19 protein-coding genes are annotated in these 20,952 nt (G+C 64.8%); 14 read left to right on the forward strand and 5 right to left on the reverse strand.

Translation table 11 applies throughout. From position 1 onward, the window contains the following. Nucleotides 1-50 precede the first annotated feature (50 nt). From F7R11_RS01610 to F7R11_RS01620, 3 genes are all read left to right on the forward strand, one after another. Nucleotides 51-995 (forward strand): DUF2272 domain-containing protein, encoded by a 945-nt coding sequence (locus tag F7R11_RS01610; RefSeq protein ID WP_064805795.1) that lies wholly within the window; start codon nucleotides 51-53, stop codon nucleotides 993-995. Between the two features lie 100 nt (nucleotides 996-1,095). Then, nucleotides 1,096-1,920 carry a class II aldolase/adducin family protein gene (locus tag F7R11_RS01615; RefSeq protein ID WP_064805797.1) on the forward strand — a complete coding sequence of 275 codons (825 nt, stop codon included), beginning with the start codon at nucleotides 1,096-1,098 and terminating at the stop codon, nucleotides 1,918-1,920. Between the two features lie 23 nt (nucleotides 1,921-1,943). After that, nucleotides 1,944-2,921, forward strand: coding sequence for a 2-dehydropantoate 2-reductase (locus F7R11_RS01620; protein WP_064805799.1), 978 nt, complete (start codon nucleotides 1,944-1,946; stop codon nucleotides 2,919-2,921). Nucleotides 2,922-2,939: 18 nt separating this feature from the next. Here F7R11_RS01620 and F7R11_RS01625 read toward each other — a convergent pair whose 3' ends face one another. Together F7R11_RS01625 and F7R11_RS01630 are read right to left on the reverse strand one after the other, a co-directional pair. Continuing rightward, on the reverse strand, nucleotides 2,940-3,761 hold the full coding sequence (locus F7R11_RS01625; RefSeq protein ID WP_064805802.1) for a tetratricopeptide repeat protein: 822 nt from the start codon (nucleotides 3,759-3,761) through the stop codon (nucleotides 2,940-2,942). Between the two features lie 13 nt (nucleotides 3,762-3,774). Further along, nucleotides 3,775-5,853, reverse strand: coding sequence for a bifunctional 2',3'-cyclic-nucleotide 2'-phosphodiesterase/3'-nucleotidase (locus F7R11_RS01630; protein WP_064805804.1), 2,079 nt, complete (start codon nucleotides 5,851-5,853; stop codon nucleotides 3,775-3,777). 351 nt (nucleotides 5,854-6,204) lie between these two features. Here F7R11_RS01630 and minC point away from each other — a divergent pair, with 351 nt between their 5' ends. The 3 genes from minC to minE are packed head-to-tail and all read left to right on the forward strand — an operon-like array spanning nucleotide 6,205 to nucleotide 8,125. Continuing rightward, complete coding sequence (gene minC, locus F7R11_RS01635; RefSeq protein WP_021197110.1) at nucleotides 6,205-6,990, forward strand: septum site-determining protein MinC; 786 nt, start codon at nucleotides 6,205-6,207, stop codon at nucleotides 6,988-6,990. Between the two features lie 46 nt (nucleotides 6,991-7,036). Further along, on the forward strand, nucleotides 7,037-7,855 hold the full coding sequence (gene minD, locus F7R11_RS01640) for a septum site-determining protein MinD (protein WP_021197109.1): 819 nt from the start codon (nucleotides 7,037-7,039) through the stop codon (nucleotides 7,853-7,855). Between the two features lie 15 nt (nucleotides 7,856-7,870). Next, nucleotides 7,871-8,125, forward strand: a complete 255-nt coding sequence (gene minE, locus F7R11_RS01645; RefSeq protein WP_004628536.1) for a cell division topological specificity factor MinE — start codon at nucleotides 7,871-7,873, stop codon at nucleotides 8,123-8,125. Nucleotides 8,126-8,240: 115 nt separating this feature from the next. Here the strand turns inward: minE and F7R11_RS01650 are convergent, their stop codons facing one another. After that, nucleotides 8,241-9,473: a citrate synthase family protein gene (locus F7R11_RS01650; protein WP_064806497.1), complete on the reverse strand. Its 1,233-nt coding sequence runs from the start codon at nucleotides 9,471-9,473 to the stop codon at nucleotides 8,241-8,243. Nucleotides 9,474-9,577: 104 nt separating this feature from the next. Here F7R11_RS01650 and F7R11_RS01655 point away from each other — a divergent pair, with 104 nt between their 5' ends. From F7R11_RS01655 to ppk2, 3 genes are all read left to right on the forward strand, one after another. After that, nucleotides 9,578-11,008: a CoA transferase gene (locus tag F7R11_RS01655; protein WP_064805806.1), complete on the forward strand. Its 1,431-nt coding sequence runs from the start codon at nucleotides 9,578-9,580 to the stop codon at nucleotides 11,006-11,008. Nucleotides 11,009-11,074: 66 nt separating this feature from the next. Further along, nucleotides 11,075-11,932 (forward strand): 23S rRNA (adenine(2030)-N(6))-methyltransferase RlmJ, encoded by an 858-nt coding sequence (locus tag F7R11_RS01660; RefSeq protein WP_021197106.1) that lies wholly within the window; start codon nucleotides 11,075-11,077, stop codon nucleotides 11,930-11,932. Between the two features lie 130 nt (nucleotides 11,933-12,062). Beyond that, complete coding sequence (ppk2, locus tag F7R11_RS01665) at nucleotides 12,063-12,962, forward strand: polyphosphate kinase 2 (protein WP_021197105.1); 900 nt, start codon at nucleotides 12,063-12,065, stop codon at nucleotides 12,960-12,962. Between the two features lie 40 nt (nucleotides 12,963-13,002). Here ppk2 and F7R11_RS01670 read toward each other — a convergent pair whose 3' ends face one another. Further along, nucleotides 13,003-14,589 (reverse strand): inorganic phosphate transporter, encoded by a 1,587-nt coding sequence (locus tag F7R11_RS01670; protein ID WP_064805808.1) that lies wholly within the window; start codon nucleotides 14,587-14,589, stop codon nucleotides 13,003-13,005. Nucleotides 14,590-14,727: 138 nt separating this feature from the next. Beyond that, nucleotides 14,728-15,015, reverse strand: a complete 288-nt coding sequence (locus F7R11_RS01675; RefSeq protein WP_021197103.1) for an acylphosphatase — start codon at nucleotides 15,013-15,015, stop codon at nucleotides 14,728-14,730. 274 nt (nucleotides 15,016-15,289) lie between these two features. Here F7R11_RS01675 and F7R11_RS01680 point away from each other — a divergent pair, with 274 nt between their 5' ends. The 5 genes from F7R11_RS01680 to F7R11_RS01700 all read left to right on the forward strand — a co-directional run bounded on the left by F7R11_RS01680 (nucleotide 15,290) and on the right by F7R11_RS01700 (nucleotide 20,894). Then, nucleotides 15,290-17,062 (forward strand): ABC transporter permease, encoded by a 1,773-nt coding sequence (locus F7R11_RS01680; RefSeq protein ID WP_021197102.1) that lies wholly within the window; start codon nucleotides 15,290-15,292, stop codon nucleotides 17,060-17,062. Between the two features lie 43 nt (nucleotides 17,063-17,105). Continuing rightward, on the forward strand, nucleotides 17,106-18,467 hold the full coding sequence (locus tag F7R11_RS01685; protein WP_021197101.1) for an ABC transporter ATP-binding protein: 1,362 nt from the start codon (nucleotides 17,106-17,108) through the stop codon (nucleotides 18,465-18,467). A 268-nt stretch (nucleotides 18,468-18,735) separates the two neighbouring features. Then, nucleotides 18,736-19,173 carry a DUF2946 domain-containing protein gene (locus F7R11_RS01690; RefSeq protein WP_231973127.1) on the forward strand — a complete coding sequence of 146 codons (438 nt, stop codon included), beginning with the start codon at nucleotides 18,736-18,738 and terminating at the stop codon, nucleotides 19,171-19,173. Between the two features lie 130 nt (nucleotides 19,174-19,303). Further along, a complete protein-coding gene (locus F7R11_RS01695; protein ID WP_064805810.1) occupies nucleotides 19,304-20,365 on the forward strand; it encodes a hypothetical protein in 1,062 nt (353 codons plus the stop codon). Continuing rightward, nucleotides 20,355-20,894 (forward strand): peroxiredoxin family protein, encoded by a 540-nt coding sequence (locus tag F7R11_RS01700; protein WP_064805812.1) that lies wholly within the window; start codon nucleotides 20,355-20,357, stop codon nucleotides 20,892-20,894. The genes F7R11_RS01695 and F7R11_RS01700 overlap by 11 nt, the downstream gene beginning before the upstream one ends. Nucleotides 20,895-20,952: the final 58 nt, after the last annotated feature.

Here is a 20,952-nt window from a genome sequence, read left to right on the forward strand (position 1 = left end):
CACGTCGGAGGGCCTGTCTCCCCGTCAGGCCGGATCTGACCCTCCCACACATGCTCCGCCCCTTCCAGCGCGTTCTGCGCATCACGCTTCCGATTCTTCTCGTTGCCCCCGTCGTCTGGATTGCCGGCTGTACGACACCGCCTGCGCGTCCGCAAGCCGAGCCGCTGCCCGACAACGAGGTCGTGCAGACAACGCCCGGTGCCACGTCGCGCCAGAAGATGATTGAGATTGCGTTAACCGAATGGGATCGCTGGGGCCGTCAGGTGGTGCGTGTAGGGCGTGACGATACGTATTGCGTGACGGGAGGCGGTTTTCCCGATCAACCGCAAGGTCACTGGCTGACGCAGGACGACCCAACGCCTGTACCGTCCGATGAAGAGGCCGGCACGGATAGGCCGCCGCTGTCGAAGCCGCAAGCCACCGCCGCTGTCGCCCCGTCACCCATACCGTGCCTGCGCTATCCCGACGGCACCGGTGGTGAGGCAACTGCGCGCGGCTGCGTGCTGGCCAAGCGCTATTGGGCCATCGTCGGCAAGACACCGACCTGCCAGCAACTGACCACCGGTGGTTGGGCATGGTCTGCGGTGTTCATCTCGTGGATCATGCGCAAGGCGGGTCTGCAGAATGACCAGTTCCTCACGGGTGCCACTCACGCCGAGTACGTGACCGATGCGCGCGACCACCTGCTCCGGCATCCCGCCTTCGTACTCGAACGCACACCTGCCGTACCGCGCCCTGGCGACCTGATCTGTACCGCACGTGGCGCTGACCGCTTCATGACGGATCCGGCCGAGATCCGCTCGGGTATGACCCCCATGCACTGCGATTTGGTCGTCGAGGTGGATCCCGTCCGCCACGAGGTCAAGTCGATTGGCGGTAACGTGCAGCAATCCGCCTCCATGAGCATCACCGAGCTGAACGACGCCAATCAGGTGGACCCCTACACAAACTCGGTCATGCAGTGGATGGTGGTCCTGCGCAATCAACTGCCTTAGCAGTGAGCGGTAGACGATTTGACGTTTGCCGCAAATTAATTAACATGTGAAGCAACCAGGCGCTGGCAATCCGACCAGCGCCACGACCAGGAGACAGGTCATGACGGTGCTTTCGCTGAATCCCGATGCCGGATCGGACATCCAGGCCCATCGCCCCGCTTGGTGCGGCCCGCGCGAATGGGCTGCACGCGTGAAGCTGGCGGCGTGCTATCGCATCTTTGCGCACCTCGGCTGGACCGAGCTGATCTACAACCACATCACGCTGCGCCTGGTGCCTGAAGACGGCGCCAGCGAGGACGGCGGCCCTCACTTTCTCATCAACCCGTTTGGCCTGACGTATGCCGAGGTTTGTGCATCGAACCTCGTGAAGATCGATCTGCAAGGCAACGTGCAGCGCGCAGCGGGTCAGCCGGACTGGCCGGTCAATCCAGCCGGTTTTACAGTGCATGCGGCCATCCATGCCGGCATTCCGGGCGCGCATTGCGTCATGCACACGCACACCACCGCCGGCATGGCCGTGGCCTGCGCACGTGACGGCTTGTCGATCAGCAATTTCTATGCGGCACAGTTGCACGGCAAGGTGGCCTATCACGACTTTGAAGGCATCACCGTGCATGCCGATGAAGGCCCGCGCCTGGTGCAGAACATCGGCGACAAGCCTGCGGTGATCCTGCGCAACCACGGCCTGCTTGCGTGGGGCGATTCGATTGCGCGGGCGTTTGCCGTGCTGTGGCTGCTCAACCGCGCTTGCGAGATCCAACTGGCTTCCACATCGATGGGGCCTGTGCTGGAGATTCCCGAGGCCATTGCGCGCAATTGCACGCGCGACTCCTTGCAGTTCAATCCGAACTTCGGCGCGGGCGAAGATGTGTTTGCGGCACTCACCCGCACCATTGATCGTATCGACCCGTCCTACCGTTCCTGATTCTCTTCCCCTCTTCCAAGCACATGACACGTATCTGCATCGTGGGCGCCGGCGCTGTCGGCGGGTATCTGGGCGCGAAGCTCGCGCTGGCGGGCGAATCCATCAGCGTGCTGGCACGGGGCGCGACACTGGACGCGTTGCAAACCGAAGGCCTGCGATTGACGGAAGACGGCATCACACACACCGTCCCCGTTCAGGCGAACAACGATGCGACGGCGCTCGGTGTGCAGGACGTCGTGATCGTTGCCGTCAAGGCGCCTGCCATGGAAAGCGTCGCGCAAACCATCGCGCCCCTGATCGGCCCGGACACCTGCGTGGTGGTGGCCATGAACGGTGTGCCGTGGTGGTTCTTCGATCGGCCCGGTCCGCTGGAGGGGCTGCGCTTGCAGTCGGTTGATCCGCATGGCCGGATTGCCGATGCGATTCCGACGAAGAACGTGCTCGGCTGCGTCGTGCATCTGACGTGTTCAACGTCTGCACCGGGCCAGGTACGTCACGGGTTCGGCAAGCGATTGATTCTGGGTGAGCCGGCGGGTGGATCGTCATCGCGACTGGAAACGATCGGCACGCTGTTCGAACGTGCCGGCCTGCAGATCGAGCGTAGCGACGCCATCCAGCGCGACATCTGGTTCAAGCTGTGGGGCAACATGACGATGAACCCGGTGTCGGTGCTGACCGGTGCCACGTGTGATCGGATGCTCGACGATCCGCTGGTCTCAGCGTTCTGCCTGGCGGTGATGGAGGAAGCGAAGGCGATTGGCGCGCGCATTGGCTGCCCCATCGCACAAAGCGGTGAAGAGCGCAGTGCCGTGACACGCCAACTGGGCGCGTTCAAAACATCAATGCTGCAGGATGCGGAAGCCGGACGTGGCCCGCTGGAGATCGATGCACTGGTGGCATCGGTGCGGGAGATCGGTCAACACGTGGGTGTGCCAACGCCGCAGATCGATGCCCTGCTGGGTCTGGTGCGCTTGCACGCCCAGACCCGCGGGCTTTACTGAGACAACGATACGGTTGCGTTACGGCGCCAGCGCCGGGTGCTTGAGCGCGTGCGCCGTTTCGATCCACTGCTGGTGATACGCGGCGTCATCGCGCTTGAGGCCGAGCTCGCCGTTCTGATACGCCATCGCCAGAGCCTGCACGGCTTCTGGCAATTCGTGCTCGGCGGCGTCTTGATACAACGCCAGTGCACGGGCTTCATCGTGCGGCACGCCATCGCCATCCCGGTAGGCATTGGCCAGCATGAACATCGCGCCCGGAATGCCGTGCTGCGCGGCGCGGTCAAACCAATGCGCTGCCTGCACTGTGTCGATGCCCGTGCCGTAACCGCTGCGATACATCACGCCGAGGTAGTACGCGGCAGCAGCATCGCCTTTGTCTGCAGCCTGGCGCAGAAGGCGGAGCGCGCGCGGATAGTCACGCGCCACGCCCCCCGTGCCCAGCAACAGCGCCTTGCCGAGCGAGAGCTGCGCATACACATCACCGGGGACACCGTTGGCTGGTTGCGCGGCGGTTTCCAGCCAGCGGATCCCTTCGTTACGCAATGAGTCGTCATGCGCGCTGAGCAACGCTTCACCCAGTGCCGACTGCGCCGGCACCGAACCACTGCGTGCCAACTGCCGCAACTGCCGCAGTGCTTCGGGCTCCATCGCCTGCACGACCATCGCGCGCCACGATTCCAGTTGCGTGGCATCCACAGCAGGTACCTGTCGTGCGTGCGACAGCCAGCCGCCCAAGGCCACGATGATCGCCAACGCGGCGGCCACCGTGAGCATCGGCACCGACTGGCGCGGGGTTTCGATGGCCGGTGCACCAGCCCATGCGGAACGAAGAGAAGGCATGGTCGGCTCCTGCTTATTGCGTCAGATCGATCTGGTACAGCGACAGACCCTTGTTGGTGCCGTCATCTGCCTGATACAGCGTGATGCCGTTGATGTTTGCGGCGGCTGCCGACGTCAACTTGCCGGCTGCCGACGAGAACACCACCGTTGCGGACGACGTCGCTAGTTTCGTGAAGCGCCAGCTGCGTTGCGAGCCATTGGTTGCACGCTGCACGCTGCCGATCTTCTTGATGTAGCTGATCAGCACATCGCGGTTGGCATCCGGTGATGCATAGATCGTCTTGCTGCCATCCAGACCGGGGAAGTTGCCACCGCCGCTCGCACGGTAGTTGTTGGTGGCCACGATGAACTGACCTGCCGGATCAATCGGTGCGCCCTTGTACTGCAGGTTCTTGATGCGGCTGCCCACGGCTTGCGTGACATCGATCTCATACGTCAGGTTCGGGTCGGTGAACATGTCGAAGTTGTAGCCCGGGAACGAGCTCACCAGCTTCTGCACCGTCGCGCTGGTCGGGTCGATGGTGTTGAAGCGCTTGGCCGCCGTTTCCAGCCAGTTCTTGATGTCGGAGCCTGCCACCTTCACGGCGTAGATCGTGTTCGGATACAGGTACAGGTCGGCCGCGTTGTTGATCGCCAGCGGGCCGGCGGCCACATCGGTGTAGTCCGTGCCGCCACCAAAGCCGCTCTTGAACGGCGCGCTGACCGACAGCACCGGCAGCGAAGCGTACTGCGGCAGGTTGGCCTGGACGTAGTCCGACACATACTTGGCCTGCGCCTGGTTGACGATCTCGATCGCACCCGGGTCACCCACATCGGCAAAGTACGTGTTCATGTTGAAGTCGGTGCTGCCCACCGGCGTCTTCACGTAGTTGATCGTTGCCTGGTGTTCGGTGGCAATCGCAGCGGAGACGGCCGGGTCAGCGGCCACGTAGGTTTTGTCGGCGTTCTGGATCGAACGCGCTTCCACCGTGGTCTGCGTCTTGTCGACGACCCAGTTCGTGCCGTTATACGAGAGGCCCAGCTTGATCACGCCCAGGTGCTTGCCCCAGTAGTTGGCCATCACCGTCGGCACGCCGTTCACGGTGCCGGCTGCTTTGTCCACACCCGGCAGGTTGAACTGATAGACCGTGCTCTTTGCATCCGGGAAGAGCTGGTGTGAGTGGCCGATCAGCATCGCGTCGATGCCGGGCACGGTCGACAGCCACCAGCTGCCGTTTTCCATCGTCGGCGAATACGTCGAGTTGTCCAGCCCGCCGTGCGAGATCGCGACGATCAGGTCCGCGCCCTTCGCCTTCATCTCGGGGATGTACTTGGCCGCTGTTTCCTTGATGCCGACGGTGTAGACCTTGCCATCGAGCCAGCGCTTGTCCCACGCGGTGATGGTGGGCGGCGTGAAGCTGATGATGCCGACCTTGACGGGTGCGCTGACGGTGCTGCCGTCCGGTGCCGTGGCCGTCACCGTCTTGGTGATGATGGTGTACGGCTGGAACAGCGGCGCGTTGGTCTTCGCGCTCATCACGTTGGCCAGCACCTGCGGGAAGGCCGGGCCCGCGCATTTGGTCTGCGCAGACGGGTCCGGCATGCCGGTCACGTTGAACGTATTGCCCGTGACTTGCGACAGGTATGGCAGGCCGTAGTTGAACTCGTGGTTGCCGATGCCGCCGCCGTCGTACTTGGCGGCGTTCATCACCTTGTAGATCGCCAGCGTCTGGCCGCACGTGACCGGGCTTACCATGGCCTGGTAGTCCGACAGTGCGGTGCCCTGGATGGTGTCGCCGTTGTCCAGCAGCAGCGTGTTGGGGAATTGCGACCGCGCCTGGCTGATGAGCGTCGACACGCGCTCGAAGCCGAGCGAGTTATCAGCGGCCAGCTTGAAGTAGTCGTACGACAGCACATTGGTGTGCAGGTCGGTGGTTTCCAGCACGGCCAGCGTGGCTTTGGTGCCGGTAGGTGCAGCGGCGGCCGGTGTGGGGTTGCCACCCGTGCCGGCGTTGTTGGTGGGGTTGTCGTCACCGCCACCGCAGGCGGCCAGTGACAGCGACAAAAACGCAGCAAGCGGCAACGCCGCTGAGTACAACGGTCGGACTCGCATGAACTTCTCCCTGAAGGTTCTTTTTTGGTATGCGAACTGCGAACGGCAGACTACGGACTGCTTGAGGAACAGCTGAAGGCGCGTACGTGATCGTTTGCGTGACAAACGAAAACGCAAGCGAGAGAACGGATGACTGGGGCCGGGGGGCTGGTCGGGCTCTCGAAGCCAGCGAGTATCGGAAGGGTGCGTGACGAAGCTGTGACTGCCGGATGACAAATCAGCGTGAACCTTACGGCCGAAGACGTGCGCCAGCTGCGGATCTCCGCCGGATGGGGGATCGGCGGGGTCAAAAATTTCGGGACGTTTCGTCAACAACGTTAGAATGGGCCCATTTTTCCGCGTAGCCGTTCTATGTCCCAGAAGAAAGCGCCGCTGTTCGAGATCCGCAGCGGCTCCGTCGATGCCCTGCTGCTGTCGCCGCGCACCGCCGACTTGGACGCTCTGACCGCCGAGCTCACGCGACGCTTTGCCGACACGCCGGAGTTCTTCTCCAATGACGTGATCGCCATCGACGTGCGCCGCCTGGCCGAGGACGAACGCCTTCCCATCGACCGTCTGGTGGAGACCCTCACCACGTTGCGTGCCCGCGCGATCGGTGTGGTAGCCGACCCCGAGCAGGCCGAGTGGGCACAGGCCTTTGGCTTGCCGCTGCTCGACAGCCACGGCCGCCGCCCGCGCGGCGAGAAGGATGCGAAGGATGGCCAGGATGCGACTGAGCATGCCCAGGCCGCCGAAGCGCCGTCGTCTGAGGCAGTAGCGCCTGCCCCTTCCGCTCCCCCCGTCGATGCCGTAGCCATGCAGCCCGGCACCATGGTCATTGACCGCCCCCTGCGTTCCGGCCAGCGCATCTATGCGCGTGGCGACCTGGTGGTGCTGGACATCGTGAGCGACGGCGCCGAGGTGATCGCCGAAGGCAACATCTACGTGTATGCCTCGCTGCGCGGTCGCGCGCTGGCAGGCGTCAAGGGCAACCTGGATGCGCGCATCTTCTGCACGTGCCTGGAGCCCCAACTGATTTCCATCGCCGGCATCTACCGCACCGGCGAAACCCCGTGGCCGGACGCCTACGCCAGCAAGCCTGCGCAGGTCCGGCTCACGGACAACACGTTGGTTTTTGAACCGTTGCGGATGAAATGACACGCTGCATGCGTGCCGAGCGATTTAACTTTTAGAGTTACGAGCCATGACCAAGATCATCGTTGTCACTTCCGGCAAGGGCGGCGTCGGCAAGACGACCACCAGCGCGGCGTTTTCCGCGGGCCTCGCGCTGCGCGGCCACAAGACCGCCGTCATCGACTTCGACGTCGGCCTGCGCAACCTCGACCTCATCATGGGTTGCGAGCGTCGCGTGGTGTATGACCTGATCAACGTGATCCACGGTGAGGCCAACCTGAACCAGGCCCTCATCAAGGACAAGAAGTGCGAGAACCTGTTCATCCTCCCCGCTTCGCAAACGCGCGACAAGGATGCGCTCACGCGTGACGGCGTCGAGAAGGTGATCGAGGGCCTGAAGGAAATGGGCTTCGAATACATCGTCTGCGATTCGCCCGCCGGTATCGAATCGGGCGCGCTGATGGCGATGTACTTTGCTGATGAAGCCATCGTCGTGACGAACCCGGAAGTGTCGTCCGTGCGTGACTCGGATCGCATCCTGGGCATCCTGTCGTCCAAGTCGCGCCGTGCGGAGCAGAGCAAGGAGCCGATCAAGGAACACCTGCTGCTCACGCGCTACAACCCGAAGCGGGTGTCCGAAGGCGAGATGCTGTCGCTGTCGGACATCCAGGAAATCCTGCGCATCAAGCTGATCGGCGTGATTCCGGAATCGGAAGCCGTGCTGCAAGCCTCCAACCAGGGCCTGCCCGCCATCCACCTGGAAGGCACCGACGTGGCGAATGCCTACCACGACGTGATCGACCGCTTCCTGGGCAAGGAGAAGGAGCTGCGCTACGTCGAGTACAACAAGCCGGGCTTCCTGCAACGCCTGTTCGGCGGCGGAAAATAAAGGAGACGCACACCCATGTCGATTCTGTCTTTCCTGCTGGGCGAGAAGAAGAAGACTGCAAGCGTCGCCAAGGAACGCCTGCAGATCATCCTCGCCCATGAACGCACCGCCAGCGGGGCCCCCGCTGACTACCTGCCTGCGCTGCAGCGCGAGCTGGTGGCCGTGATCTCGAAGTACGTGAAGATCGGCAACGACGACATCAAGGTCAACCTCGAGCGCCAGGACAACCTGGAAGTGCTGGAGGTGAAGATCGAGATTCCGCAGGCCTAGACCGCCGAAAAACGATTCTGGCGGCCCAGCGCCGACTGGCCGTACCCAAGTACTGTCTGCGTCGGCGCTGAACCGCCAGAACCGCTTCGCTTCGTTTTGCGACGGTCTTTCTCAGCTAGCGCACGCGAATGATGCGGCCCGCCGGCGCTTCCGGTGCGGCCGGCATCGGCCCCACGTAGGCCGCGCGTGGGCGGATCAACTGCCCTGCTGCGCGCTGCTCCAGCGCGTGCGCAATCCAGCCGGCCGTGCGTCCCGCCGCGAACAGGCCAAAGCCTGCACCCTCCGGCAGCCCGAGCACACGCCGGGTGGCCACCAACGCAAAATCCAAAGACGGCCCATCGCCGGTCAGATCGGCCACGGCGTCGATCACCGACTGCAGTCGCTTACGCACTGCGCCCGTCGTCGGCAACTGCGCCAGAATGGCATTCGCCCGCGGGTCGGCCTTGCGATACAGCGGGTGGCCAAAGCCCGGCAGTGCATCGCCGCGATCAAGCCGACGGCGCAAGGCGGTGCTTATCGACCGCTCCCCTTCCAGCTCGCTCAGCAATGCCTCCACGCGTGCCGTGGTGCCTCCGTGCAGGCCGCCAGTGAGCGCAGCCAGCCCCGCACTCACGACAGCGCCCAGGCTGGCACCCGTTGAGGCGACAACCCGTGCCGCAAAGCTCGACGCATTGAGTTCGTGATCGGCGCAGAGCACCAGTGCGACGCGGATAGCCTCGGCGGCTTGCGCGTCGACGCCCCACGCTTGCTGGCATTGCAGATGCACGGGCACGGCATCGGGCTTGCGGCCCAGCATGGCGGCAAACGCCACGCGCAGCAGTGAACCAGCATCGCGTGCCGTGCGAGCGGAGTCCTGACGCCATGCGGCTTCGTCCAGCGCTGGCAGCGCGAGCGTGCACAGCGCCATGCAGCGCTGGCGGATGTCGGCATCTGCCAAGGAGGCCAGCGCCGCGTACCAGCTCTTCGGCAGCACGGGCGCAGGCGCATCAAACGCTGCCGCTTCATCGCATTGCCAGAGCCGCGCGGCAACGGCTTCCAGCGTGGCGTGTTCCGCCAGCTCCAGTGCCGGTGTGCCGCGATAGAACAGCCGCCCGTTGTCGATGAGCGTGATGGCCGATTCCATGACCGGCAGGCCCCAGTCCAGCGCGTGGCGCACCACCTGGCGCGGGCGGCGGCCCCCCGCACGCTGATCGGCCAGGCGCGTCACGTCGGCTTCGCGATAGCGGCTGCCGCGACCGTCGGGCGCTGGGTAGGCGGCCAGCAGCCCGCGGCTCACGTAGGCGTACAGTGTTGGGCGCGAGATGTTCAGGCGCTGCGCAGCTTCGGCGGCATCGAGGTACTGGGTCATCGCAAGCGTGGTCAGGCGATCGAGGTTGATCAGTTTAGTCAATGTTGACGCTATTGCCACCGCAGGACTGTAATGCGTGCACCCTCTTTCCGCGGAGTCCTGTCATGTCGTCACCTGTTGCTGATGCGGTTGATCCTTCCATGCAGACCCTCACCTCGACTGAAGCCCTCGCCCAACTGTGGAGCACGCTCGGCCGGCCCGCCGATGCGCTGTCCCGCGTGACGTTGACGGGCGCCGCTGCGCTGCCTTCGTCCTTTGCGGTGAACACGCTGGCGCAGAGCGTCATCGCCGCGTCGGCGTTGGCGGCCGCGCAGGTCGATACCCTGCGCACCGGGCGTCAGCAGACCGTGTCGGTGGACATGCGTCATGCCGCGCTGGAGTTCCGCTCCGAGCGCTACTTCCGTGTCGACGGCCAACTGCCACCCGAACCGTGGGACAAGATCGCCGGGCTGTACCGCTGCAGCGATGGCCGCTGGGTGCGCCTGCATACCAACTTCCCGCATCACCGTGATGGCGTGCTCAAGCTGCTCGGCTGCGCGTACGACCGCGATGCGGTGGCCGCTGCGTTGGGCCAGTGGAAGGCCGAAGCGTTTGAGGAAGCTGCCGCGCAGGTCGGCATGGTGGTCGCTGCTGCACGCACGTTTGACGAGTGGGATCGCCACCCGCAAGGCATGGCCGTGGCGGGCCAACCGCTGATGACCATCGAACGCATCGGCGATGCCCCGCCCGAACCGCTGGCCGTGCACGCCGATGGGCGGCCGTTGTCCGGCGTGCGCGTGCTGGATGTCACGCGCGTGATTGCCGGCCCGGTGTGCGGCCGGACGTTGGCGGCACATGGGGCGGACGTCTTGCTCGTTACCGCGCCGCACCTGCCGGCCATCCCGTCGCTGGTGGTCGATACCGGGCGCGGCAAGCGCTCCGCGCAACTGGACTTGCGCGATGCGGCCGACGCCGCGCAATTGCGCACCCTGCTGCGCGATGCCGACGTCTTCGTGCAGGGCTATCGACCCGGCGGCGTGGCTGCGCTCGGCTTCAGTCCCGAGCAAGCGGCTGCGGCACGCCCTGGCATCGTCTACGTGAGCCTGTGTGCGTACGGCTATGAGGGGCCGTGGGCGAATCGCCGTGGGTTCGATTCATTAGTGCAGACCGCCAGCGGCTTCAACTGGGCTGAAGCGGAAGCCGCCGGCCAGAACAGGCCGTACCCACTGCCTGCCCAGGCGCTGGACCACGGCACGGGCTACCTGATGGCTGCGGGTGCCATGACGGCACTCACCCGCCGCATGACCGAAGGCGGCAGCTGGCACGTGCGCGTGTCGCTTGCGCAAACGGGGCACTGGCTGCGCGGCCTCGGTCGCGTGGCGAATGGCTTCGACGTGCCGGACCCGCGCTACGAAGATGTCGGTGGTTATCTGGAGACCACGCCGTCCGGCTTTGGCACGCTGACGGCGATGCGTCACGCGGGGCAGCTTTCCGACACGCCACCGCATTGGGCGCTGCCCGCCGTGCCGCTGGGGACACATCCCGCGCGGTGGTAGGATTCGCGCCTTACCCTTGTTTCTGCCGCCCGTGCGCCGGAGCTTTCTGGCGCACTTGGCCTGTCCATGCTCAGCTATCGCCACGCCTTTCACGCCGGCAACCATGCCGATGTCCTCAAGCACGCCGTCGTGACGCAGTTGCTCGACTACCTGACGCAGAAGGACAAGCCGTTCTGGTACATCGACACGCACTCCGGCGCCGGCCTCTACGCGCTGGACCACGAGTGGGCGCAGAAGAAGGCCGAGTTCGACACCGGCATCGGCCCACTATGGCGCGCCGCCGCCGCGGGCGAGCCGATGCCCGCATTGCTCGATGCCTACCTCGACCAGGTGCGCGAGCTGAACCCGAAGGGCGATCTCAAGCACTACCCCGGATCGCCGTGGCTGGCCTGGCAGATGCTGCGCGATGCCGATCGCCTGCGCCTGTTCGAGCTGCACAGCACCGAGATCAAGGTGCTGTCCAACAACTTCCGCGGTGCGGGCCGCCGGGTCATGCTGTACGACGGCGACGGCTTTGCCGGCATCAAGGCGATCCTGCCCCCGCCGCCGCGCCGCGCCGTGGTGCTGATCGACCCCTCGTTCGAAGACAAGCGGGACTACGCGCGCACTGTGCAGGCCCTGCAGGACAGCCTGCAGCGCTTTGCCACCGGCATGTATGCGGTCTGGTATCCGCAGGTGCAACGGCGTGAATCGGTGCAGCTGCCCGCGCAGCTGAAGCGGCTGGGAGCAAGCGACTGGCTGCACGTGACCTTGACGGTCAAGCAACCGGTGGCGGGCGGCCTGGGCTTGCACGGCAGCGGCATGTTCATCGTCAACCCGCCGTGGACGCTCAAGGCGCAGCTGGAAGAAGCCATGCCTACGCTGGTCCGCCTGCTCGGCCAGGACAACGCCGCCAAGTTCACGCTCGAAGCCCAGACAAGCTAAGCATCGCGGCCCCATGTCACTGCCCTGCCACATGGGTGTGCTACCTACTCGGGCGTATGCTTGAACATGCGTCGCCCCCGGGGCGGCGTGCCCCATTCAGTTGGCAGTAGGACGGCAGGAGCAACACACCATGAGTGAACGCGACGCAGCGCGACAGGCGCGGCTGCAGGAAGACCTCCTCGACACCCTGGACGAGGAGCTGGAAATGGAAATCGACGACCACCTGCTCGGCGGCGAGAGCATCAGCGAAGAGTCTCGCGAGACTCGACGCATGTACTTCCGCGAGCTGTTCCGCCTGCAGGGCGAGCTGGTCAAGCTGCAGGACTGGGTGATCGAGACCGGCCACCGGCTGGTGGTGATCTTTGAAGGGCGCGACGCCGCCGGCAAGGGGGGCGCCATCAAGCGCATCACCCAGCGGCTGAACCCGCGCGTGTGCCGCGTGGCCGCGCTGCCCGCTCCCACCAACCGTGAACGCACGCAGTGGTACTTCCAGCGCTACGTGGCGCACCTGCCCGCCGCCGGCGAGATCGTCCTGTTCGACCGCAGCTGGTACAACCGCGCCGGCGTCGAACGCGTGATGGGCTTCTGCACCGACGAGGAATACGAAGAGTTTTTCCGCTCCGTGCCCGAGTTCGAGAAGATGCTCGTGCGCTCCGGCATCCAGATCGTCAAGTACTGGTTCTCGGTGACGGACGAAGAGCAGGAAGTGCGATTCCAGAGCCGTATCGACGATCCGCTCAAGCAGTGGAAACTGAGCCCCATGGATCTGGAAAGCCGCCGCCGCTGGGAAGACTACACGCGCACCAAGGAAGCGATGCTGGAGCGCTCGCACATTCCCGAATCGCCATGGTGGGTGGTGCTGGCCGATGACAAGAAGCGCGCGCGCCTGAACTGCATCGACCACCTGCTCCGCCAGGTGCCGTATCACCCGGTGCCGCACCCGCCGGTGGTGCTGCCCGAGCGCGTGCACCACGCGGAATACATCCGCCACCCGGTGCCCGACGAGATGATCGTCCCGAACGTCTACTGAGGCACCGGTACCAGCAACAACGCCAGCGCGCTGTGCGGGTTCAGAAGATTGCCTTGAACACCCAGTACAGCGCGCCTGCCAGCACGATCGACGCGGGTAGCGTCAGCACCCATGCCAGCAGCAGGCTGCGCACCGTATTCCACTGCAGCCCCGAGCCGTTGGCAGCCATGGTGCCCGCCACACCCGACGACAGCACATGCGTGGTCGACACCGGCAGACCATACGCATCGGCCGCGCCAATCGTCGCCATCGCCACCAGTTCAGCTGAGGCGCCCTGCCCATACGTCAGGTGCTGCTTGCCGATCTTCTCGCCCACCGTCACGACGATGCGCTTCCAGCCCACCATCGTGCCCAGGCCCAGCGCAATCGCCACCGCCACCTTCACCCACGTGGGGATGAACTTGGTGGCGTGATCGAGCTGCTGCTTGTAGTTGTCGATGACAGCCTGATCGCTCTTGCTGATGGCGGGTTGGCCATTCTTCTTGAGCAAGCGGATGGTCTCGGAGACCAGGTACATGTTGTTGCGGACGTTATCCACCTCGTTTTGCGGCACGGTGGCCATCGATCCCGTCTGGCTGACCTGTGCGGCAATGGTGTCCGCCAGTGCCTGCACGGCGGGCAGCGTGGCTGGCGTGAGCGTGCGTGACTGCACGTAGGTCTGCACATCCGCACGCGGGTTGGCCGACGGCGCCACACCGTTGGCGTACCTGCCGAAGGCGGCCGACGCCTGGTGCGACACGGCCAGGAAGGTTTGCGTCTCGGCCGGCGTCACAGCGCGGTTGAGTGCGTAGACGGTGGGCACCGTACCGATCAGGATCAGCATGACCAGGCCCATGCCCTTCTGCCCGTCATTGGAGCCGTGTGCGAACGACACGCCCGTGCAGGTGAGGATGAGCAGCGCGTGAATCCAGAACGGCGGCGGCTGGTTGCCCTCGGGCTCGGCATAGAGCGCCGGCACGCGCACCAGCGCCTTGAGCAGCAGCAGAAGCAGCGCCGCCAGCAGAAAGCCGATGATGGGCGAGAGCAGCAGGGACTTGCCCACCCCCAGCGCCTGGCTCCAATCCACCCCGCTGGTCCCGTTGGCACCGCGCAGGAGCTGGTTCATGAGCCCCACACCGATGATCGAGCCGATGAGCGTGTGCGAGCTCGACGACGGCAGCCCCAGGTACCACGTCGCCAGGTTCCAGATGATGGCCGCGATCAGCAGCGCAAACACCATCGCAAAGCCCGAGTGGCTGCCGACCTGCAGGATCAGTTCCACCGGCAGCAGTTGCAGGATGCCGAAGGCCACTGCACCGCTGGAGGTGAGCACCCCCGCAAAATTCCACAAGCCCGACCACACCACCGCCAAGTGTGGCGACAGCGAATGCGTATAGATGACCGTGGCCACCGCATTGGCCGTGTCGTGGAAGCCATTGACGAACTCAAAGCCCAGCGCGATCACCAATGCAATGCCAAGCAGGACAAACGGAAACACCGAACTGGCGGCCACGCTTTCCAGGTCGGACACCAGATGGCTGATCACGTAGGCGGCACCGGCCGCCAGGATCAGCAGAAACAGCGCAATGCCGGCATTGCGAAAGCGCGCGGGCACGGCGCCGGGTTGCACGGTAAGGGGATGCGACATGGGGGTCACCAAGGCGGGGCTGGGGGAGTGATCGATTCTAGGAGTCGCCCTGGGCCCGTAGGTGACGGTTTCGTGTCGCGTTTGTTTCCGTTGATTGCCGATGTAGGGACTGGCGTGGCAAGAACCTAGCGGTATGGTCTACACCGTTGGCCGGATCTCGAACCCGGGCACCAGCGCCTCGTCGGTGCCCGGAGCAACGTCCAGTTCGGTGACTTGGGCACCGGCGGGCCCCTCCCACATCCACTCGCGCATGCGCAGCACATTGGCTTCGGGGCCGGCCAGGAAGGCCTCGACCGTGCCGCTTCGACGGTTGCGTACCCAACCCCGCAGGCCCAGCGCGCGGGCCATGTCGGCACAGGCTGCTCGATAGCCCACACCCTGCACACGGCCCTGTACGGTAACGATCACTTGTTCGATGGCGGACATGGAGCGGCTCCAGGCAGGCGGCGGGCAGAATGTTGGAAGAATGATGACAAACCAACGTTGTCGCATCTCTGTCACATTTCTGGAATGTGACGTAGGCAGACTGACAACCGCACGGCGAGATCGGGCGTTACGCAAGGTAAACTAGGCGGCTTGCCGCCGGGTGCCAAGCGCCGCGCCCTGCCACCCACGCCACGTATCGCGCCTTGGTCCAGACAGCGGGCCTCATGACTTTCGTCAGCGCGACTTGTTCAGCGATTTGTCCCGGTCATTCAAGATGCAGCAAAACGACAACGAAACCACCGTCCGGGGCCCCTTCGGTGCCAATTTTGGCGTCAACATCAGCAACCTGTTGACGGCGCCGCCCAACCGCTTTGACCTGGCGCTGCTGCCCATCATCCTGGCCGCCATCGTGCTCGTGGCGTTTGCCGCCAAGCAGATGAACGTGCCGTACACGCCCGGCGAGACGCAACTGGACGTCAGCCTGGACGTGGCGCAACTGCCCTACTACCTGCTGCGCACCAGCATCCGCATGCTGCTGGCACTGGGCGCCTCGCTGGCGTTCTCGTTTGCGTTTGCGGCCATTGCCTCCAAGAACCGCACGGCCGAGAAGGTGATGGTGCCGGCGCTGGACATTCTGCAATCGATTCCGGTGCTGGGCTTCCTGTCGATTACCGTCACGGGTTTCATTGCGCTGTTCCCGGGCAACCTGGTGGGCGTGGAATGCGCGGCCATCTTCGCCATCTTCACGTCGCAGGCGTGGAACATGGCGTTCTCGCTGTACCAGTCGTTTCGCACCATCCCGACCGATCTGGAAGAGGCGGCCACCGTGTTCCGCCTGTCGAAGTGGCAGCGCTTCTGGCGCCTGGAGGTGCCGTTCGCCATGCCGGGCCTGCTGTGGAACATGATGATGTCGATGTCGGGTGGGTGGTTCTTTGTGGTGGCATCGGAAGCCATTTCCGTGTCGGGCCACGACATCAAGCTGCCGGGCATCGGTTCGTACATCTCGCTGGCGATCCAGCAGCAGAACTTGGCCGCCATCGGCTGGGCCATCCTGACGATGCTGATCGGCATCCTTCTGTACGACCAATTGCTGTTCCGCCCGCTGGTGGCCTGGGCAGACCGCTTCCGCTTCGATGCGATGTCGTCGGAGCGCGAGCCGCAATCCTGGCTGCTGGATCTGCTGCGCCGCTCCGAGTGGGTCAAGGCGCTGCTGGAGCGCACCGCTGCGCTGGCCGAGCGCACGCTCTCCTGGGGCGCCGAGCGCACCCGGCCGACGGCCAGCAGCAGCAACGGCTTTGCGCGCTTCCCGTGGTGGAACCGCGTGGCCGACGTCATCATCATCCTGGCTGCGTTGGCCGCCGTCGTGCACATCCTCCAGTTCGTGCGTTCCGAGGTGGGCTGGGCCGAAGTGGGCCACGTGCTGTGGCTTGGCTTCCTGACCATGACGCGCGTGATTTTGCTGATTGCGTTGGCCGCAGTGATCTGGGTGCCGATCGGCATCCGCATCGGCCTGAACCCGAACGTGGCGCGCATCGCGCAGCCGGTGGCGCAGTTCATGGCGGCCTTCCCGGCCAACCTGATGTTCCCGCTGGCGGTGATGCTCATCGCACGCTTTTCGCTCAACCCGGAAATCTGGCTCTCTCCGCTGATGATTTTCGGCACGCAGTGGTACATCCTGTTCAACGTGATTGCCGGTGCGACAGGCATTCCGACCGAACTGCGGCTGGCCGCGCGCAACTTCGGCCTGCGCGGCTGGCTGCTGTGGAAGCGCTTCCTGATTCCCGCGGTGTTCCCCAACCTGCTCACGGGCCTGGTGACGGCCGCGGGTGGTTCGTGGAACGCCAGCATCGTCTCCGAATACGTCACGTGGGGCGACCGCACGCTGGTGGCCACGGGCCTGGGCAGCTACATCGCCGAGATGACATCGAAGGGTGACTTCCCGCGCATTGCGCTGGGCATTGTGGTGATGAGCCTGTTCGTGGTCGGCTTCAACCGCCTGCTGTGGAACCGCCTGTATGACATCGCGCAAGAGCGCACCCGCCTGTAAGCCGACGCGCTTGTAATCCGACTACCTAGCAGAGAGCATCAACATGGCCACCAACGGCGAATCTGTCATCGAGCTGCGCGGCGTCTCGAAAATCTTCCGCACCGCAGACCACACCGACCGCTCGGTGCTCGAGGGTTTGGATATCAACATCCGCGAGGGCGAGATCGTCGCCATGCTGGGCAAGTCCGGCTCGGGCAAGTCGACCCTGCTGCGCATCATGGCGGGCCTGGTGCGTGCCGACCGTGGCCAGGTGCTGTTCCGCGGGCGTGAGTACAGCGGCCCGGTGCAGGGCATTGCGATGGTGTTCCAATCGTTCGCGCTGTTCCCGTGGCTGACGGTGCAGCAGAACGTGGAACTCGGTTTGGAAGCGCAGGGCGTGCCCAAGGCTGAACGTGAAGAGCGCGCCGAGCAGGCCATCGACCTGATCGGCCTGTCCGGCTTCAACAGCGCCCTGCCGCGCGAGCTGTCGGGCGGTATGCGCCAGCGCGTGGGCATTGCGCGCGCACTGGTGACCGAGCCTGACCTGCTGCTGATGGACGAAGCATTCTCCGCACTCGACGTGCTGACCGGCGAGAACCTGCGCGACGAAATGCTCGACCTGTGGGAAGACCGCCGCACCAAGATCAAGGCCATCCTGATCGTCTCGCACAACATTGAAGAGGCGGTGATGATGGCGGACCGCATCGTCATCCTCTCCAGCGACCCGGGGCGCATCCGTGCCGAAGTGCGTGTGCCCTTCCCGCGCCCGCGCAATCGTGACTCGGCTGCTGTGCGCAACCTCATCGACGAGGTGTACGGCCTGATGACCTCGCCCGAGCGCGTGGGTGTGCACGTGGGCGCCGAGTCTGCTGCGCAGCAACTGGCCTACCGCCTGCCGGAAGCCGAGATCGGCCAGATGGAGGCCATTCTCGACCTGCTGGTCGAAGCGCCGTTCAACGGCCGCGCCGACCTGCCGCACCTGGCCGAAGAAGCCGGCGTGACTGACGATGACCTGCTCCCCGCCTGTGAAGCGCTGGCCCTGCTGCAGCTTGCCACCATCGAGCGCGGCGACATCATCGTCACGCCGTTCGGCAAGACCTACATGGAAACTGAACCGCCCGAGCGCAAGGTGCTGTTCGGCCAGAAGCTGCTCGAACAGGTGGCCCTGGCCTCGCACATCCGTGCCGAGCTGGAGGCCAACGAAGACGGCGAGATTCGCGAAGAGCAAGTCCTGCGCGAGCTGGAGGCCTACCTCAAGCCCGAGGAAGCCGAACGCGTGCTCAAGATCGGTATTGAATGGGGCCGCTACGGCGAGGTGTACGAATACGTGTACAACACCGGCATGCTGACCCTGCCCCGTGAAGAGCGCGAGGAACGTGAAGAGCGTGAAGCGCAGGAAGGTGGGGATGGGGCGGCCGGGGCGTAAGACGGTGCTCACGTCGTTCCCCTGAACAAGAGCCGCGCGATGCGGCTCTTGTCCTATCCAGGCGTGGTTCACGCGGTGCGACGGTTTGCCGCCAACGCAGATTCAACGGTTGCCTCGACAAGGAAGGTCTCGAAAAAGCGCGCCTGGCCGCACGCTTCAACCGGATGCGGATCGGCAGCACGCCTGGGGGTAAAACGGCCGGCAACACCCCCCTGCCGCCGATCTGGATACCGATGCTGTTTTGCGGTGTAATACCGCGCATCCGCACATGCTGGCGCTGTCCACACAGGGACGCCCGGCAGCCTCATTGGCCATCATGCATTTCGCCCGCACCCGCAAAAGACTGACCGCCTGGCTTGGCCTGGTGGCGATGGTGCTCGTGCTGTTTGTGCCAACGGTGAGCCAGGCGCTGGAGGCGCAAGCGCTGCAGGCGTTTGAGCAGGCTGCGCCGCTTTGTGAAGCCAAACCGTCAGCTGCCGCCAGCACCGCCCTGCCCATCGGGCACGAGATGCCAGCCGGCCACCACCATGCGGCCTGCGGCTACTGTGATCTGCTGGCAGACCACGTGCTGGTGCCGACAACCCTTCCGCCGATGGCGGAGCCGGCACCCACCCATGCAACGGCATGGCCCGCGGAACCCGGTCGTCTGGCCGCGCATCAAGCGCGCCATGCCGGGCGGCCGCGCGACTCACCCTTCCTCCTCTGACCACGTCAAACCAGGGCTGCGACTGCACAGCGCACTCGCGCCCGGCTCGAGCCGTTTTCAGACAAGACGCCGTGCGGCGCACCGACTATTGATCAGGGTGCGCACGTACGCATCAGCGTGAGGAACACCCATGACAACACCATCCAACATGCTCCGGCGCGCGGCACTGCTCGCCTGCGCTGCCGGTATGTTTGCACCCATCGCAGCGCAGGCATGCGCCACCTGTGGTTGCTCGCTCAGCACCGATGCCGCGATGGGCTATTCGGCCATCCCGGGCTGGCGCATCAGCTTCGACTACACCTACCTCCCGCAGAACCAGTTGCGCAGTGGCACCCACGCAGTCACGCCGGCACAGGCCGCCAGCATCAACGACGCGGGCGGCAACCAGGAGGTCGAGCACCAGACCATCAACCGCTACATCAACCTCGGCATCAACTACAGCCCAAACAGCAGCTGGAACTTCAGCGCGATCGTGCCGTATGTGGACCGCAGCCATACCACTTACGGCGCGGTCACGTCGGATCAGCTCACGCCGGACAACCTGAGCGGCGCCACCGCCAGCGGCTTGGGCGACATCAAACTGATCACCAGCTATCAGGGCTTTCTGCCGACGCACAACCTGGGCGTGCAGCTGGGTATCAAGCTGCCGACCGGCCGCTACGGCGGGCAAAACGTGCTGACCGGCAACACTGTCGGGCGCAACCCGGTGTTCTTCAACAGCGGCCCGAACGCGGCGGGCGGGCAGGCACTGGATACCAGCCTGCAGCCCGGTACAGGCAGTACCGATGTGATCCTGGGCGCCTACTACTACCAGCCCGTCAGCCAGGACTTCGATGCCTTCATCAACGGCCAATTCCAGGCCGCCGTGCATCAGCGTTTGAACGAGACTGGGGCGGATTTCCGTCCGGGCAATCTCGCCACCATGAGCTTTGGCGTGCGCTACGAGGCGAATCCGCACATCGTGCCGCAACTGCAGTTCAACGTGACGCGCAAGAACGCTGACAAGGGCGCGCTGGCTGATACCACCAACACGGCAGGGACGGTGGTCTACCTGTCGCCGGGCGTGACGGTGAGCGTGGCGCATAACGTGCAGATCTATGCGTTCCTGCAGAAGGCGCTCTACAGCAACCTGCAGGGGTATCAACTCTTCCCGCGTTGGTCGGGCACGGTCGGAGCCAGCTATGCCTTCTGATCGAGCATGGTCGCGGCGCGCGTGGCTGCAGACGGCCGGTGCGGCGGCGCTGGGTGCCGGGCTGGGCAGTCCAGCTCACGAGGCACACGCCGCAAGTCTTGAAGTCGGCCGGCCGGCGCCGGCGCTGGTGCTGCGCACGATCGACGGGCACAGCATCTCCACCGAAGACCTGCGTGGCCACGTCGTGATCCTGACCTTCTGGGCGACATGGTGCGGCCCGTGCCACCAGGAGCTGCCCTTGCTTTCCGACTACGCAGCAAAACACGCTGACCGGGGCCTGCGCGTTCTCGGCTTCAGCCTGGATGAGCCGGCCTCATTGCCCGCGGTGCGGGAGATGGCAGCGGCCTGGAGTTTTCCCGTGGGGTTGCTCGGCAGCGCCTACGCCGGCGGCTATGGCCGGGTGTGGCGGATTCCGGTCAACTTCACGATCGACCGCAATGGCCTGCTGGCCGACAACGGTTGGGACTCGCGTGAGCCTGCGTGGACGACCGAACGGCTTGAACGCATCGTTACACCGTTGCTGCGTTGACGGGCCAATCGCATGGCGCGTTGGCATGCACGGCGCGCCAATAAAAACGGGCCGGAGA

This window comes from Ralstonia insidiosa (genome assembly GCF_008801405.1).
GTDB classification, from domain to species: domain Bacteria; phylum Pseudomonadota; class Gammaproteobacteria; order Burkholderiales; family Burkholderiaceae; genus Ralstonia; species Ralstonia insidiosa.